The organism is Flagellimonas sp. (genome assembly GCF_965601775.1).
Classification (GTDB): domain Bacteria; phylum Bacteroidota; class Bacteroidia; order Flavobacteriales; family Flavobacteriaceae; genus Flagellimonas.
The window spans coordinates 3,361,448-3,378,970 of record NZ_OZ271837.1; the positions used below are offsets into that span (position 1 = coordinate 3,361,448).

17 protein-coding genes are annotated in these 17,523 nt (G+C 39.1%); all 17 read left to right on the top strand.

The window, feature by feature from the left end:
- The first annotated feature begins 1 nt into the window (after position 1).
- Positions 2-619, top strand: a complete 618-nt coding sequence (locus tag ACSLUF_RS15515) for a GNAT family N-acetyltransferase (protein WP_435623567.1) — start codon at positions 2-4, stop codon at positions 617-619.
- Complete coding sequence (locus ACSLUF_RS15520; RefSeq protein ID WP_435623568.1) at positions 616-1,806, top strand: argininosuccinate synthase; 1,191 nt, start codon at positions 616-618, stop codon at positions 1,804-1,806. The genes ACSLUF_RS15515 and ACSLUF_RS15520 overlap by 4 nt, the downstream gene beginning before the upstream one ends.
- Positions 1,799-2,773 (top strand): N-acetyl-gamma-glutamyl-phosphate reductase, encoded by a 975-nt coding sequence (argC, locus tag ACSLUF_RS15525; protein WP_435623569.1) that lies wholly within the window; start codon positions 1,799-1,801, stop codon positions 2,771-2,773. Before ACSLUF_RS15520 ends, argC begins: the two co-directional genes overlap by 8 nt.
- 79 nt (positions 2,774-2,852) lie before the next feature.
- Positions 2,853-3,647, top strand: coding sequence for a pyrroline-5-carboxylate reductase (gene proC, locus ACSLUF_RS15530; protein ID WP_435623570.1), 795 nt, complete (start codon positions 2,853-2,855; stop codon positions 3,645-3,647).
- A gap of 1 nt (position 3,648) precedes the next feature.
- Positions 3,649-4,776 (top strand): aspartate aminotransferase family protein, encoded by a 1,128-nt coding sequence (locus ACSLUF_RS15535; protein WP_435623571.1) that lies wholly within the window; start codon positions 3,649-3,651, stop codon positions 4,774-4,776.
- Complete coding sequence (locus ACSLUF_RS15540) at positions 4,773-5,711, top strand: acetylornithine carbamoyltransferase (protein ID WP_435623572.1); 939 nt, start codon at positions 4,773-4,775, stop codon at positions 5,709-5,711. Before ACSLUF_RS15535 ends, ACSLUF_RS15540 begins: the two co-directional genes overlap by 4 nt.
- Positions 5,708-6,487 carry an acetylglutamate kinase gene (argB, locus tag ACSLUF_RS15545; protein ID WP_435623573.1) on the top strand — a complete coding sequence of 260 codons (780 nt, stop codon included), beginning with the start codon at positions 5,708-5,710 and terminating at the stop codon, positions 6,485-6,487. Before ACSLUF_RS15540 ends, argB begins: the two co-directional genes overlap by 4 nt.
- Positions 6,484-7,554: a M20 family metallo-hydrolase gene (locus ACSLUF_RS15550; RefSeq protein WP_435623574.1), complete on the top strand. Its 1,071-nt coding sequence runs from the start codon at positions 6,484-6,486 to the stop codon at positions 7,552-7,554. Before argB ends, ACSLUF_RS15550 begins: the two co-directional genes overlap by 4 nt.
- A gap of 94 nt (positions 7,555-7,648) precedes the next feature.
- Positions 7,649-8,932: an argininosuccinate lyase gene (argH, locus tag ACSLUF_RS15555; RefSeq protein ID WP_435623575.1), complete on the top strand. Its 1,284-nt coding sequence runs from the start codon at positions 7,649-7,651 to the stop codon at positions 8,930-8,932.
- A 374-nt stretch (positions 8,933-9,306) separates the two neighbouring features.
- Complete coding sequence (locus ACSLUF_RS15560; RefSeq protein ID WP_435623576.1) at positions 9,307-9,591, top strand: hypothetical protein; 285 nt, start codon at positions 9,307-9,309, stop codon at positions 9,589-9,591.
- A 103-nt stretch (positions 9,592-9,694) separates the two neighbouring features.
- Entirely contained in the window at positions 9,695-10,324 is a 630-nt protein-coding gene (locus ACSLUF_RS15565) for a hypothetical protein (protein WP_435623577.1), read from the top strand.
- 262 nt (positions 10,325-10,586) lie between these two features.
- Positions 10,587-11,603, top strand: a complete 1,017-nt coding sequence (locus ACSLUF_RS15570; RefSeq protein ID WP_435623578.1) for a hypothetical protein — start codon at positions 10,587-10,589, stop codon at positions 11,601-11,603.
- 65 nt (positions 11,604-11,668) lie between these two features.
- On the top strand, positions 11,669-12,442 hold the full coding sequence (locus ACSLUF_RS15575; RefSeq protein ID WP_435623579.1) for an alpha/beta fold hydrolase: 774 nt from the start codon (positions 11,669-11,671) through the stop codon (positions 12,440-12,442).
- Positions 12,443-12,558: 116 nt separating this feature from the next.
- Complete coding sequence (locus ACSLUF_RS15580; protein ID WP_435623580.1) at positions 12,559-13,095, top strand: LysE family translocator; 537 nt, start codon at positions 12,559-12,561, stop codon at positions 13,093-13,095.
- A 130-nt stretch (positions 13,096-13,225) separates the two neighbouring features.
- Positions 13,226-14,440: an alpha/beta hydrolase-fold protein gene (locus ACSLUF_RS15585; protein WP_435623581.1), complete on the top strand. Its 1,215-nt coding sequence runs from the start codon at positions 13,226-13,228 to the stop codon at positions 14,438-14,440.
- 119 nt (positions 14,441-14,559) lie between these two features.
- A complete protein-coding gene (locus tag ACSLUF_RS15590; protein WP_435623582.1) occupies positions 14,560-15,240 on the top strand; it encodes a DUF4386 domain-containing protein in 681 nt (226 codons plus the stop codon).
- A gap of 261 nt (positions 15,241-15,501) precedes the next feature.
- Positions 15,502-17,517: a prolyl oligopeptidase family serine peptidase gene (locus ACSLUF_RS15595; RefSeq protein ID WP_435623583.1), complete on the top strand. Its 2,016-nt coding sequence runs from the start codon at positions 15,502-15,504 to the stop codon at positions 17,515-17,517.
- Positions 17,518-17,523: the final 6 nt, after the last annotated feature.

Here is a 17,523-nt window from a genome sequence, read left to right on the forward strand (position 1 = left end):
AATGGAAATTATAATTGCTAACGAATCACATTTTAAGTACGCCCAGATTATCAGTGATACCATCTCCGAATCAGCAAAGGTTCGCGGAACCGGTATTGCCCAAAGGTCTCCAGAATATATTATCCAAAGACTTCAAAATGGTAACGCAGTTATCGCTTTGGATGATGAAAAGTTCGCAGGTTTCTGTTATATAGAAGTGTGGGGCAACAAAAACTTTGTGGCCAACTCAGGCTTGATTGTCCATCCTGATTACAGAAATCAAGGCCTTGCCAAAAAAATTAAAAAAGCGGTCTTTGAGCTTTCCAAAAAGAAGTTCCCTGATGCTAAAATATTTGGAATCACCACGGGTCTAGCTGTCATGAAAATGAACTATGAACTGGGTTACAAACCGGTTACCTTTTCTGAACTTACGGACGACCCAGAATTCTGGAAAGGCTGCCAAACCTGTAAAAACTTTGACATTCTTACTCGAACCGAGCGTAAAATGTGCTTATGTACAGGAATGTTGCACGACCCTAAGGAAACAAAACACAATACCAGAAAAGTCAATGGAAAAGCATTTCAGCGATTGAAAGAAATGAAACAAAACCTTTTCCTTAAAAAGAAAAAAGAATCATGAAAAAATTAGTACTGGCCTATAGTGGCGGGCTCGACACTTCGTATTGCGCAAAATACTTGTCCAAAGAACAAAACTTTGAAGTACATGCTGTTAGTGTAAACACCGGAGGGTTCACGGATACTGAAATTCAAGAAATTGAAGAAAAGGCCATACAACTTGGGGCAACATCCTATACTTCGATTGATGCCATTGCTACGTTTTATGAAAAGGTGGTTAAATACCTCATCTTCGGTAATGTATTGCGGAACAATACCTATCCGCTTTCTGTTAGTGCGGAACGAATTGTACAGGCCATTGAAATCGTAAACCATGCTCGGAAGATTGGAGCTGAATACATCGCTCACGGAAGTACAGGAGCTGGAAATGACCAAGTCCGATTCGATATGATTTTTCAAATCATTGCACCGGAAATTGAAATCATCACTCCCATTCGAGATAATAAATTATCCAGAGAAGCTGAAATAGCATATCTACAGGAAAATGGAGTGGAATATTCCTGGGAAAAAGCCAAATATTCCATTAATAAAGGTCTTTGGGGAACATCCGTTGGAGGGGATGAAACCCTAACTTCCCATTTATCTCTACCTTCTGAAGCCTACCCAAGTCAGTTGGAAAAAGAGATTTCCAAAGTTTTAAAACTGACTTTTGACAAAGGAGAACTTGTAGCAGTAGATGGAGAAACGGCAAGTCCCATTGAGAATATTGAGAAATTATCTGAAATCGCATCCAAATACGCTATTGGAAGGGACATCCATGTGGGCGACACGATTATTGGAATTAAGGGTAGGGTTGGTTTTGAGGCTGCTGCTCCCTTAATAATCATAAAAGCACACCATTTACTGGAAAAACACACCTTGAGCAAATGGCAGCAATACCAAAAGGAACAGTTGGGTAACTTTTATGGTATGTTGTTGCATGAAGGAAACTACTTGGATGAAGTGATGCGAAACATCGAAGCTTTTTTGGCCGACACCCAGAAAAATGTATCTGGTGATGTGCTGGTGACCTTACATCCCTATCGATTTGAACTAAATGGAATAAATTCTACCCACGATTTGATGAATGCTTCCTTTGGCAGTTATGGGGAAATGAACAAAGGATGGACTGCAGACGATGCGAAGGGATTCATCAAAATCTTGTCCAATCCAGGAAAAATTGCAAACCATGTAAATCAAAATCATGATTAAGGCTGGAATAATAGGCGGTTCAGGGTATACAGGAGGAGAGCTGATACGAATATTGCTCAACCATCCAGAAGTTGACATTGATTTTGTCTTTAGCACCACACGAGCAGGAAAACCCATTTCAAGTGCCCATCCTGACCTTTTGGGCGTTACTGAATTAGGGTTCACTGGGAAGTCAAACCCAGAGGTTGATGTTGTTTTTCTATGCTTGGGCCATGGGAATTCTTCCAAATTTTTATCCGAAAACGAATTTAGTGCGAACACGAAAATCATAGATCTCAGCAACGAATTCCGATTAGAAAACGATGCCGAATTTCAAGGCAAACAGTTTGTGTACGGTCTACCTGAATTACAAAAAGAGAAGATTGTCAAAGCCAATCATATTGCCAATCCGGGGTGTTTTGCGACGGCCATCCAACTGGCTTTGCTTCCGCTAGCCAAGCAAGGGTCGTTATCACAAGAGGTCCATGTTAATGCGATGACAGGAAGTACCGGTGCAGGAGTTGGCCTGTCACCTACTTCCCATTTTAGCTGGAGAAACAACAACATCTCATGGTACAAGCCCTTTACCCATCAACATTTAGGAGAAATTGGGGAAAGCCTGAAATCATTCGGAAATGAAGTAGGCAAGTTGCGGTTTTTACCGAATCGAGGGAACTTCACCAGAGGTATTTTGGCTACGGCCTACACTTCCCATCAAGGAAGCCTGGAAGAAGCAAAATTGCTATATCAGGAGTTTTATCAAGACGCTTTATTCACGCATATGACTGATGAACCCATTCATTTAAAGCAAGTAGTGAATACGAATCAATGCCATATTCATTTGCATCAACATGAGGATGTTTTACTCATCACCTCAGCTATAGACAATTTATTGAAAGGGGCTTCAGGACAAGCGGTGCAGAACATGAATTTAATGTTTGGATTAAAAGAAGATTTAGGGTTACAACTTAAGGCGGAAGTCTTTTAATAAGAGCTAAGAGGATAGAAAATACATAATAGAAAACGGACATCGAGCTTCCAGCATCGACCAACAAACAATTAAAACCATGAAAATAGCAATCATAGGAGCAGGAAATTTAGGACTATCCATCGCCAAAGGGGTATTGCACAGTAATGGCGCAACCACCATGTACCTGACCAAAAGGAACTTGGATGATATTAAGAATTTTGAAAAATATGGGAATGTGACCGTGACTTCGGACAATCGTGAAGCTGTAGAACATTCAGATATATTGATTTTTGCGGTTCAGCCAGGCCATTTTCAAGCTATTCTTGAACAAGTCAAGCATTTACTCACCGAAAAGCATGTGGTTATCAGTACTATTACAGGTTTTAGCATTTCCAAAATGGAAGATATCATTGGTTCGGACAAATACATTATCCGAAGCATGCCCAATACGGCTATTTCAGTAGGCAATTCCATGACCTGCATATGCAGTAATGAGTTGGGTAAAAAGCGAATCGATTTGGCCAAGGCCATTTTCAATAGAATGGGGCATTCCTTGGAAATACCAGAAGAACAAATGCAGGCTGCCACGGTCATTTGCGCCAGCGGAATCGCTTTTTGGATGCGACTCATTCGGGCCACAACCCAAGGTGCCATTCAATTAGGGTTTGACGCTAAAGAAGCCCAAGAATTAGCCATGCATACCTGCAATGGAGCGGCCAATCTATTGATTGAATCTGGTACCCATCCTGAAGAAGAGATTGACCGGGTGACTACTCCAAAAGGATGTACCATTGAAGGCTTAAATGAAATGGAGCATCAGGGACTAAGCTCTTCCCTAATTCGGGGTATTGTTAGCTCTTTTGAAAAAATAAGTCAAATCAGAAAAGGATAATATGGACTTGTTCGATGTATACCCACTATACGATGTCGCTCCAGTATCTGCGAAGGGAATTGAGGTGAAGGACGACCATGGAAAGACCTATTTGGATTTTTATGGCGGTCATGCGGTCATTTCTATTGGTCATTCACATCCCCATTATGTAAATCGCATTAAGGAACAGTTGGAAAAAATTGCTTTTTACAGCAATTCAGTGCAAAATCCGTTGCAGCAGGAACTTGTGGGCCTTTTGGGTAAGCTTTCAGATTGTCAGGACTACAACTTGTTTCTATGCAACTCCGGGGCTGAGGCCAATGAAAATGCCTTAAAATTGGCTTCATTTCATACCGGAAAATCCAAGGTGATTGCGTTTTCCAATAGCTTTCATGGAAGGACTTCCGCTGCCGTGGCCACTACGGACAATCCTGCCATCAATGCGCCGATAAACAGACAACAGCAGGTTACCTTTTTACCACTGAATGATTTTGAAGCCTTTGAAAAGGCAATCCAATCCGATGCCCATTGTGCAGTTATTTTGGAAGCGATTCAAGGGGTCGGTGGATTGGATGAACCTTCCACAGAATTCTATCAGTTTGTAGCCAAAAAGTGCAAAGAAAATGGCGTGGTACTCATTGCTGATGAAGTACAATCCGGATTCGGACGTAGCGGGGCCTTTTTCGCATTCCAGCATCATGGAATCCATCCCGATATTATTTCCATAGCAAAGGGAATGGGCAATGGTTTTCCAGTGGGTGGCATCTTGATTCATGAGTCCATAAAGGCATCTTACGGGTTGTTGGGCACCACATTTGGAGGAAATCACCTGGCCTGTGTCGCTACCTTGGCTGTATTGGAAGTACTGGAGCAAGAAAACTTGATTGAAAATGCGAAAATCTTGGGGGATTACTTTAAACAGGAGGCAGCTAAAATTCCACAAGTGAAAAAAATTAAGGGAAGAGGATTGATGTTGGGGCTGGAATTTGATTTTGAAGTAGCAGACCTCCGAAAAAGATTGATTCACAATCAACTCTTTTTCACTGGGGGTTCCAAGAACAAAAAACTGTTACGCATCCTGCCTGCATTGAACATTTCCAAAGACCATATTGATCAATTCTTTGAAGCCTTAAACAAAGAACTTTCATGAAACACTTTCTCTCTTTACAAGATATCGATTCCCTGCCCGATTGGGTAGACGAAGCTATTGCATTAAAAAAAGACCCGTATCAATTTAAAAACTTGGGACAGGGCAAAACCATTTGTTTGTTGTTTTTCAACAACAGCCTTCGTACCCGTTTAAGTACGCAAAAAGCAGCTATGCATTCAGGCATGGAAGTTATGGTCATGAATTTTGGAAATGAAGGATGGGCTCTGGAATATGAAGACGGAACCGTCATGGATCAAGGCACTTCAGAGCATATTCGAGAGGCCGCTCAAGTGGTTTCGCAATACGCCGACATTGTTGCCATTCGTGCATTTGCTGGATTAAAGGATAAAGCAAAAGATGAAGCCGAAGAAGTTCTGAACGGATTTGCCAAATTTGCTTCCATTCCCATTGTGAATATGGAAAGCTCCACAGCACATCCTTTACAGGCCTTGGCAGATGCAATTACGTTAGCTGAAAATAAAACAAAGGCAAAACCTAAAGTGGTATTGTCTTGGGCGCCACATCCGAAGGCCTTACCCCATGCCGTAGCCAATTCGTTTGTGACCCTGATGAAAGGTCAAGAGGTGGACTTTGTAATTACGCATCCCAAAGGTTATGAGCTCAATCCAGAGATTACCGAAGGTTGTCAAATAGAATCCGACCAGGAAAAAGCCTTGGAAAGTGCAGATTTTGTCTACGTGAAAAATTGGAGTAGTTATTCAGACTATGGCCGAGTGCTTTCGAAAGATTCCAGTTGGATGATGACCCAAGAAAAGTTAGGTAATGCCAAATTCATGCACTGTCTCCCAGTCCGAAGGAACGTAGTCGTTGAAGATGCTGTATTGGATGGCAAGCAAAGCTTGGTGATTGAGCAGGCCAATAATCGGACCTTTTCGGCGCAAATTGTATTAAAAAAGCTCTTGGAAAAACTATGAAACCAAAATTGTCCATAGTAAAGATTGGAGGAAATGTCATTGGGGATGCAAAATCCCTGACCCAAGTTTTGGGGTTATTTTCCAAAATGGAGCATCATACCATTTTGGTCCATGGAGGTGGAAAAAAAGCCACGGAACTGGGTAACCGACTGGGGATTAAAGCACAAATTACTAATGGAAGGCGCATCACAGATTCCGACAGTTTGGAAGTCGCCGTAATGGTTTACGGAGGACTGGTCAGTAAAAATATTGTGGCGGAGCTCCAGAGCATGGGAACCAACGCCATTGGAATGAGTGGCGCTGACGGCAATGCCATACATGCACACAAAAGGCCAATAAATGATATCGATTTTGGTTTTGTGGGCGATGTAGATGGGGTGCATGCAGAAAACATATCCAAGCTTTTGGAAGCCGGATTTACTCCCATTTTTTGTGCCTTAACGCATGATGGAAATGGGCAATTGTTCAATACTAATGCAGATACCATTGCAGCGGAATTGGCGGTGGGTCTTTCATCAAACTATGAGACCACATTGTACTATTGTTTTGAGAAAAAGGGAGTTTTGCGAGAGGTATCCGATGAAGATTCGGTAATTGAACACATCAACTCCGAAAGCTATAAGGAATTGCTAAAAGAGGGAATCATTGCTGATGGTATGTTACCCAAAATGCACAATTGCTTTTATGCCCTGCAAAATAACGTTCATCAAGTATGTATTGGCAACGAAGGTATGTTGTCGAATACTTCATCAAAATATACACGTTTGACATTATGAGTCACAATCAAAAAACATTGACTGAGAAGGCGATTGCCTTATTAAAGGAATTGATTTCTACCCAGTCCTTTTCCAGTGAAGAGGACAAAACCGCGGATGCTATTCAAAATTGGTTGGGAGATTTTGGCATCGAAACCCAAAGGCAGGTCAACAATATATTTGCCTTCAATCAACATTTTGATACCTCCAAACCAACCCTTTTATTAAATTCCCATCACGATACGGTAAAACCCAATACCGCCTATACCAAAGACCCCTTTCATCCCCATGTGGAAGATGGAAAACTTTATGGTTTGGGCAGCAATGACGCCGGGGGATGTTTGGTTTCCCTTTTGGCCACCTTTGTGCATTTTTACCATCGGGATGACCTGAACCACAACATTATTATGGCGGCAACTGCGGAAGAGGAAAGTGCAGGTCCAAACAGCTTGCTTTCCCTGCTTCCTAACTTACCCCAAATTGATGTCGCCATAGTGGGGGAACCTACTTTAATGGACTTGGCGATTGCAGAAAAGGGGCTTATCGTTTTTGATGCCGTAGTGGAAGGAACACCCTCGCATGCGGCCCATCCGAACAACAACAATTCTATCTATAACACCATTGATGTCTTGGAATGGTTTAAGAACTATCGCTTTGAAAAGACTTCGGACGCTTTGGGAGAGGTAAAAATGACTGTTACTCAAATCAATGCGGGCAAACAGCATAATGTGGTCCCAGCGCATGTGGATATGGTGGTGGACGTTCGGGTGAACGACCGTTATTCCAATGCCGAAATTGCAGAACTATTGCAAGCGGAAGCGCCATGCAAAATGACTCCGCGCTCCTTGCGACTAAATTCCTCGGCCATTGATCCCAATCATGATTTGGTAAAAAGTGGGTTGTCCCTAGGTAGAAAAACCTATGGTTCGCCTACCCTTTCGGACCAAGCGGCCCTAAGTTGCCAATCCCTGAAACTGGGACCCGGCGACAGCACACGTTCCCACTCAGCCGATGAATATATTTTCGTTCACGAAATTGAGGAGGGAATAGGCCTGTATATTAAAATATTAGAAGGATTTTTACAATAATCAATGAACAATGTTCAATCATCAATAAGTAGTTTTAGATTCCATTGATTAATTGATTATTGTTCATTGTAAACCGTTAATTGAACATTGAATTATGAAACTTTGGGATAAAGGATTCAGTACCGAAAAGAAAATAGATCATTTTACCGTAGGCAACGACCGCCAATTGGACTTGGTCCTAGCCAAGTATGATGTGATAGCGTCCAAAGCTCATGCCCAAATGTTAGGGAAAGTGGGTCTTATAGGTGAAGATGAGGCCAAAAGTTTGGTCAAAGAACTGGATGTCATTGGTAAATCCATTGAAAAAGGAACCTTTACCATAGAAGATGATTTTGAAGATATGCACTCCAAAATCGAGTATCTGTTGATTGAAAAATTAGGAGATGTTGGTAAAAAAATCCATAGCGCACGTTCCCGAAACGACCAGGTTTTGGTAGCTACGCAACTCTATCTCAAAGATGAACTCAAGGAAATCAGGGCACAGGTAAAAACCTTGTTCGACCTATTATTGAAATTGGCCGACAAACATCAAAATGTATTGCTTCCCGGGTATACCCATTTACAGATTGCCATGCCTTCTTCTTTCGGACTATGGTTCTCTGCCTATGCTGAAAGTTTGGTAGATGATCTATACTTTATCCAAGCAGCCTTTAAGGTCGCCGACCAAAATCCTTTAGGGAGTGCGGCAGGTTATGGAAGTTCTTTCCCTATTGACCGAAGTTTTACTACCCAAGCTTTGGATTTTGAAACCCTCAAATACAATGTAGTGGCCGCCCAAATGGGAAGAGGAAAGGCAGAACGTGCCACGGCCTTTGGAATTGCTAGTGTGGCTTCTACTTTGGGAAAATTGGCCATGGATATATGCCTCTATATGAGTCAGAACTTTGATTTTATCTCCTTTCCCAATGAACTTACTACGGGAAGTAGCATTATGCCCCACAAGAAAAATCCGGATGTTTTTGAGCTCATTCGCGGTAAGTGTAACAAACTACAGTCCATTCCCAATCAGTTAAGTCTAATTATGGCCAACTTACCCAGCGGGTACCACAGGGATTTGCAATTGGTCAAGGAAGTGATTGTCCCTGCAATTCAGGACATGAAAGCCTGTTTAGAAATGATGTCCTTCAGCCTTAAAGAGATTCAAGTCAAGTCAGACATTTTGGAGGACCCCAAATATGATTACTTGTTTAGTGTGGACACTTTAAACGAAATGGTAAAAAACGGGATTCCCTTTAGGGATGCCTATAAAAGTATGGGCAAGGCCATAGAAAATGGCAATTTTAAACCCAAAAAGGACATTGAGCATACGCATGAAGGGAGTTTGGGCAATTTGTGTTTGGAAGAGATTAAGGCCAAAATGACCCAGGTTTTGAACTGATCCTCTCTTTTCTATTCCTGTAAATTTTAACAAAAGCGTCTTCACCCACTAGTTTTACCTCATATTGGTACATAAAAATGTGTTTTGGTTTCGTGTATCTTTAAACAAACGTCATGCACAATATTGTCAAATCAAAACATATTTGAAGTTTGAAAAAGAGAGAAGTGTCTTGGCTCTCGGGAACCGCGGGACTTGCAGGTATTTTTTCGGTTCTTCTTTTTGGGATAGACGGATTTAGGGCCAATTCAACCCTGGATATCAATATTCACGATACTTATTTTGTCTTTGCAAATGTTCATCTAACGATTTTAATTTTAGTCTTGACTTTGTTCTTGGTTTATCTAATCCGAGCGATAAACCAAAACTTTAAAAATTTGACCGCAAATCTAATTTTGATTGTTTCGACAATACTTTTAATAATATTTTTTACCGGGTTAAACTCAATTATAGATTCTATACTCTTACAACATTCCGGATGGACAATTTATCCACCACTAAGTACAGAGGTAGAATCTCCAGAGATTGAAGAAGAAATTGGACAGATTGAAAATATTTTCGAAATCTTTTCAAAAATTACCCTTGCAACCCAAATTTTACTTTTGATTTTGCTAGCATTTTGTGGATTTAAAACCGGACTAAACTACAAATCAAAGCAGTAAAACAATATGCATAATAATGGCTACAGCCTATGCCTATCTCTTAGCCATTTTTTCCTAACTTGAATAAACTAAAAAACGTCGTGGCGCTGACCGCGAAATCTTAGTGGAGACCATTGTAAGCAATTTGAAAAAGATTCAATTATTCATATTTCTAATATTCCTCATTGGAATTGGTTGCATAAATAAAACCAACAGGGATATCGTATTGCAAAAATCTGACTTTAATCTTAAAACTGATTTTACAGAATTAACAGATAAAATAACCGAATTAGATACAATTAAGATTTGGGCTGATTTATCAAGCTGCATGTGGATGACAACAGAAAAGATAACTCTAACAAAATCAAATGACAGTTTATATATTGAGTTAAAAGTTGTTCAAATGATGGATCCTGAAGTAACAGAAGTAATTAAGATTCACGAAAAAGATACAACTTGGAGTTTCAATAAATTTTTGACAAATAATAAAGAGCGTATATTAAAAACAGAAGAGAGGGACGAAGTAAATTTGACTATAAAACACAATTCAGACTCGATTAAATTTTATACCGGAAACTTAGGTGATTTGAATAGCTTTATTGGAAACTATTATGAATCAATGTTTAAGCTTAAACCAAAAAACAAAGCATATCGGTTCATAATGGACATTGATATCGAAAAGACACCTATTCCAATCAAAGGAATTCCTGAATCCGCATTCTGGTCAGGAAACGGTAAAGGTCTTGGACATTAGTTTAATGTAGAATGGATAAACAACCATAAAAACCTAACTCGGGTTGCCATCTATAATGAACAAAATGGAAAACTTATCGTGAAAAAAAGATTTATGAAAATTTGTCCAATGGATGAATTGAAATTTATTGAGGACTTGAGACAAGAAATTGACTTTTACGATGGCGAAAAAATTCAATTGAATGACAATTGTTATTTACAACCAAATTAAAAAAACTGCTTACAATAATGGCTATATGGCATAGGCCTAACGCACCAAACGCATGAACAAAACTTTAAATTTTCAGAAAAGCCTACTCATTTTTGGAATCCCAATATTAGTTATTGGAACGATGGTACTGCTTGCGAAATCATCCATTTTCCATAAATACCCAAATGATCTATCCGCTGGAATTACATTCGACATGTTACTAACTGTTCCCTTGCTCTACTTTTTGCTCATTCAAAAAACAAGCATTCCAAAAACAACCGTAGTCGCGTTTTTGATTGTTGGAATGGTGGTCGCAACTATAATTCTTCCAACTCAAAATCAATATTATCTCGACCTTTTTAAAACTTGGATATTTCCTCTAGTCGAGTTGTCCATAGTGTCTTATGTCATCTATAAGGTTACCAAAGCGATAAAACGATACAAACAGAACAAAAAAGAAAATGTTGACTTTTATACTACTTTAAAAAATACTTGCTACGAAATACTTCCGAAAAGTGTGGTTGTTCCAGTAGTGACCGAAATTGCTGTGTTTTACTACGGATTCATGTATTGGAAAAAAAGAAAACTGAATACAAATGAATTCTCATATCATAAAAATAGCGGAACAATTCCTTTATTGATTGCTATAATTTTCATTGTTGGGATTGAAACGGCTGTCTTGCATATTCTTCTTCAGAAATGGAACGGCACGGTAGCTTGGATTTTGACTTTCTTGAGCATTTATACCGGAATTCAGCTTTTTGGATTTCTAAAATCAATGTCCAAAAGACCCATTTCCATTGAAGGTGATACGCTATACCTTAGGTATGGAATAATGAATGAAACAACAATTGATTTGAATACTATTGACAGCATTGAGATTTCGTCAAAAGATATAGAACGAAACAAGGAAACCCGAAAACTATCCTTCTTGGGAGCATTGGAAAGCCACAACGTGATTATCCGATTAAAACAAGAAAACGAGCTGATAGGACTGTATGGCATTAAACGTAAATACAAGAATTTGGCGTTGCATGTTGACAAAAAAAATGAATTTAGAGACCAAATAAATAGCGCCATACAACAATAGCTATGGGTAATTGATAGACAATGGCTCATAGCCAATAACCTGCTACACTATTAAGAAAATATGAAATGAATATTCAGATTCTTAGTAATTTATTCATCAGAACCAATCATATTAAAAGTGAAAGACAATCCATTTGGTTTCTTCATGGATTTGCTGATTCTGGATTGGCGTACAAGGAAGTTTTTGACTCCCCACTTAATGATAACTTCAACCTATATGTAATTGATTTGCCGGGATTTGGTGTTAGCCCAATAAATTCTGATTATGTTTCTATTAAAGAACAAGCTAATCTAATAGCTCAGCTAATAGAGAAAGAAACATCAAATCAGAATAACGTAAATATAGTTGCCCATTCGTTGGGGGCATTAATTGGAACTTGGATTTGTCAAAACCTGACGGAAAGAGTGAATTACTACTTCAATATTGAAGGAAATTTGACGGAGGCGGATAGTTATTTTTCGAGTAAACCAATGAAATTCAAATCTGCTGAGGCGTTTGTAGAGTCATTTAATCAGGAAATCTTTGAGAAGGCAAAATTTGAAGAACGGTATAAAAGATATTATAGCAGCCTAAGATTTGCCGAGCCAGAAGGGATGAGAAACTGGAGCTTGACAAGTCAAGAACACATTAAAGAAAATAAATGTGGAGTTGAATTCAAGGAATTAACTTGCAGAAAAGTTTATATCTGGGGCGATGTCGATACTCCAAAAGAAACACAGGAGTTTATTGCGGAAAATGAAATTCCGAATACATTGTACAACGGTGTTGGCCATTGGCATATGGTCGAGAATTCCAAGCAATTGTATAACGACATAAATGAAAAAATAAAAACAGTGTAGAAAAAAGATAAAATCAAACAATTATGGAATTAACAATCTGGTTTTCGTTTGTTGGCACGGTCCTAATTTTGGCAATAACACCGGGACCAAGTGTTTTATTGGCAACTGCAAATAGCATGAAATATGGAAAAGGAAAAACTGTTGGGACAATTGCGGGAGATTTAACCGCAAACCTATGTCAAATAATTCTTGCCTCTATTGGATTGGCAACCATTGTAATTTCTTCAGGAGAATTGTTTCAGTTAATCAAATGGTGTGGAGTGGCATACCTGATATATATGGGAATAACAAAGATTATAGCTAAACCCCAAATAAAACTATCGGCTGATAAAATTGAAGATAGGAGCTTTTCAAAATTATTTATAGAGGGCTTTTTGATGTCCGCAGCGAATCCAAAAGCGATTGTTTTTTTCGCAGCACTTTTCCCCTTATTTCTGAATGAAACCGATCCAATCATTCCTCAAATAGTAATTCTTGCCATTACTTTTTTAATCATCGATGGCCTGTCTTTGTTTATTTATGCTGTCTTTGCTGAAAAGCTAAAATCTTATCTCGAAAATCAAGAAAAAGTCTATCTGCAAAATAGAATTGTGGGTGGACTATTAATTCTCAGCGGAATAATGTTATCAATGGTGAAAAGAACAAATAACTAAAAAGAAAACTGCACGGGACATGAGCTATAATTTATTGCTTCGTCCTTACTAACTTTAAACCTATTAACCATGAACACGGCTGGATTTCTCATGTGGGAAATGCTCCGAATTTCAAAGTAACAACGAAATCATGGCAAAGACCGTTAGCATTGAGAAGCACAAGCAAACGATAAATGCGTTTGTATTAATAATTACTAATCTTCTGGTAAGCTTTGGTTCAGTGGCGCAAAATGAAGGGGCTCCAAATGTCGTAGGAACAAATTACAGTATTGATTCCAAAATTTTGGAAGAAAAAAGACAGGTTCAGGTTTACCTGCCACCCAGTTATACAACAACAGAAATCAATTATCCTGTTCTTTATATTTTAGATGGTCAGTTCTTCTTCAATTACGCTGTCAGTTTAAGCAATAAATTTAAGCAGGCTAGGCTGACACCTGAATTTATAGTGATAGGAATAAATACTACTTACCCTCAACGTTTTCGTCATTTTTCTAACGGTAAGGATACGTTCATTGAATTCATGCGTACAGAACTATTACCCTATGTAGAGCGCAATTTTCGTGTTACTGGAGAAAAACTCCTATTTGGTTGGGAATATGCAGGCAGTCTTGCATTCAATACTATCCTAAAAAACAGCATGGCCTTTGACGGCTATATTTTGGCAAGCCCATTTCCGATTTGGGAAAGCATTGAATCTTTGGATAATATAACGACCAGAAATACCATGCTTTATTTCGCGGTAAGCCCAGATGAGCATCAAGTCAATCAGGGTACTGAAAAACTTGATGATTGGCTTTCCAGTAAGAAAATTAATGGCTTGGACTGGTATTACACTGAATTATTAAATGAAGAACACTCTTCAACCGGATATCCAACACTCTATCACGGGTTAAGGTCCTATTTTAAATACTATCCTGAATTCCAACAGGATTCTTTTAAAAAATTCATTAAAGCAGGGGGGTTGGAATATGCTTATGATTATAGTAAAAAAAGAGCCAATACCTATGGATTTTCATCCGACCTCTCATCATGGTCTAAATACACTATCATTCGTGCTGCCATGAGAGCCAATGATTATCGGCATTTTCAAAACTATTGCAAGGAGTTCGTTACAAATGAATTTATCGGGGATATGAAATATAGAACTTTAGATATAGCCGACTTTTATGAAAAAAACGAAAATCCCAAAAAGGCTATTGAAATATATGAAACCCTGCTGACGCTATCCCCTGATTCTGAAGATCTCTTAGAAAGAACTGGAAGAGCTTATAGGTCTACTGGTAATGATAAAGAAGCAAAAAAATACTTTAGGCTGGCTGAAAACCTTTCAAAAAGAAAAAACTGAAATACAAGTCGCGCATATGACAATAGTTTGAGAGGTTACCATTTTTTAATTGTTAAGGGCAACCTTCTTTGATTATCTTTCGTCTAATACTAAGGTGATATAGGTAAAAAAGTGTACTTATGAAAAATCAAATTCAAAAGGCTGCATTAATCTCTGGGATTGGAATTTTTATCATGGTACTCACGGTACCAGTAGCTGAATTTGTCATTTTCCCAGAATTAATAGATTATAAAAATGCGGAGATTACTTTTAATAACATAAAAGAAAATCGTTCACTGTTCACTACGGGAATTTTTCTACACTTGATCACCCTAATTTGCGATGTTGTAGTCGCATGGTCTTTATACCTATTTCTGAGGCCAACAAATAAGGATTTTTCTTTGCTCGTAGCCCTATTCCGCATTGTGTTTGCCCTAGTAACACTTGCCGCTCTTTTGAATCTTATAAGCTTACTCAACCTGACCTCAAATTCAGATTACCTATCGGCATTTGACCATTCACTGTATTCCAAAGTCTTGCTCGCTATCAAAAATTTCAATCTTCAATGGAGTTTCGCTTTTGTCTTTTTTGGCATATACTTGATTCTGCTGGGAGTTTTGACTTATAAAGCTTCTTACGTACCCAGAATTTTTGGAATTCTATTGATAATAGCCGGGGCAGGTTATTTAATAGACACTTTGAGGTCTTTCTTTTTCCCATCCGTTGAAATGAGCTATTTGATGATAACCTTTTTTGGAGAGTTGTTATTCATGTTCTGGTTGCTTATTAAAGGTTGGAGGGTTAAGATTATAGAGGATTAATCCCAACCAAAATAAAATACCACAAAGGACAAAATCCTCGAGGGTCAGAAAAGAAATAATAGAACAATTGCCAACACTGCTATAATCTACTACTTCCTTAGTTGGTTATAAGGAAGAACTTTTCTTACTTTAACTCTCAAAATGTTTGTTACCAATTATATCCTGCAAGTTGGCTGAATAGGAACAGGTCACAATGAAATCATTGAATAGACTATTGTAAGCCAACATACAAGATGTTCCAAAACAAAAGCTATATCCCTTATGCGAAAACCCTTTATTTTTTTGATTGTATTGTGCTTAACAATCGGTCTAAGTGCACAAAAAAGAGCCATGACAACCGATGATGGCCTTAATATGGTTCGATTACAAGGTGTCTATATTTCACCTGATGGCACTCAGATTTTGTATGGCAAATCTGAATTAGATTGGGCAAAAAACAAACGCAATACCAAATATCATGGTATTCGCCCCGACGGGTCTGATGATTATCAATTCTTGGGCAAAGATGGCGGGAGTAATATTCAGTTTTCGTCAGATGGAAAGTACATTAGCCTGACTAGAAGCATCGAAAAAAAATCGCAGTTGTTCTTATTACGAGCCAATGGTGGTGAAGCCGTTCAGTTAAGTAAACACAGCGAAGGCATTCGGTCGTATCAATGGTCTCCCGATGGAAAAAAAATCTATTTTTTGGCAAACCAGACACTTTCCAAAGAAGCCAAAAAAGATAAAAAAGATGGGTATGACCATGTGGTTGTGGACGAAGGTCCCAACGGACAACGGGCCTCCGAGTGGAGACATCTTTTTGTGATTGATGTGGAGAATAAAACCATTAAACCACTTCTGAAAAAAGAATTGCTTATTAGCAATATGAAAGTGAGTCCGGATGGAAAACACATTGCGTATACAGCACGCACTGAAAATCGCAGAAACCAGAGAGATCTATCAGAAATTTTCTTATATCATTTGGCAGATAGCTCTACTACCCAGCTCACCGACAACCGATCTCCGGAAGGCGGGTTAGTCTGGTCTCCAGACAGCAAAATGGTAAGTTTTACAGCTTCTGATGATAAGACTTGGGAACTGAAAAACGGGAAGATTTGGACCGTAGATGTGAATACCAAAAGTATTCAGATGCGTTCTGGAAAGTTTGAAGGTAACATACGTGGCTACTATTGGGCACCCGATGGAAAAACCATCTTCTTTAGCGGTCAGCAAGGAGTGAACACTAATGTCTATCGCTTAGATGTTGAATCGGGGGATTACACCAACATTAGCAACGAAACTGGTACCTGGAGAATTCTTGGGATGGATAAAAATCGGAGCAAGATGGTGTTAAGTTTCAGCGATTTTGATACGCCTACTGATCTTTACTACTCTACGGTCACTCCATTCCAACCCAAAAAACTGACCAACCTGAATCCCTGGATTGAAAAAGAAATCGAATTAGCCAAAATGGAACCCGTTCAATGGCAATCTACCGATGGATTGGAAATTGAAGGACTTTTGTTTCAACCTGCAAAAACCACTGCCAAAAAATCTCCATTCTTGCTTCATATCCATGGAGGTCCTGCTGGTGTATTTTCCAATGCATTTAGTTATCGTTACCATGTGTGGGCTGGTTTGGGATATGTGCAATTAGCTCCCAACGTTCGCGGGAGTAGTGGCTATACTGATGCACTTTTGCGCGGTAATATGAAAGATATCGGAGGAGGAGACTACAACGACTTGATGAGCGGTGTGGATTTTCTGATTGCTCAGGGATTAATTAATTCTGATAAAATGGCCGTCCGAGGATGGAGCTATGGGGGAATTCTTGGCGGTACCGTAATTGGTAAAACCAATCGATTTAAAGCCGCCTCTTTGGGTGCTATGGTTTCGGATTGGCGCTCAGAATATGGGATTGGATTTAACTTTGATGTTCGCTTATGGTATATCGGTGGAACTTTTTGGGAGAATCCGGAAGGGTATAAAGAGAAGTCTGCCTTAACTCATGTTGAAAAGGTAGAGACACCTCTCTTACTCCTACATGGAGACAAAGACATCACAGATACCGAAGCACAAAGCATGATGTATTTTGCCGCCCTGAAAGACCTCGGAAAAACAGTACGCTATTTAAAATTCCCTCGCGAACCACACGGTTTTAGAGAACCACGTCATATTCGTACCCGGGATATTGAGGAGATTAAGTGGATTCAAAAACATACGCTTGGAGAGGACTGGAAACCTTGGGAACGCAAAAAAGACAAAAAGGAAGAAGAGAAAGAGGAAACCAATTAAGTCACC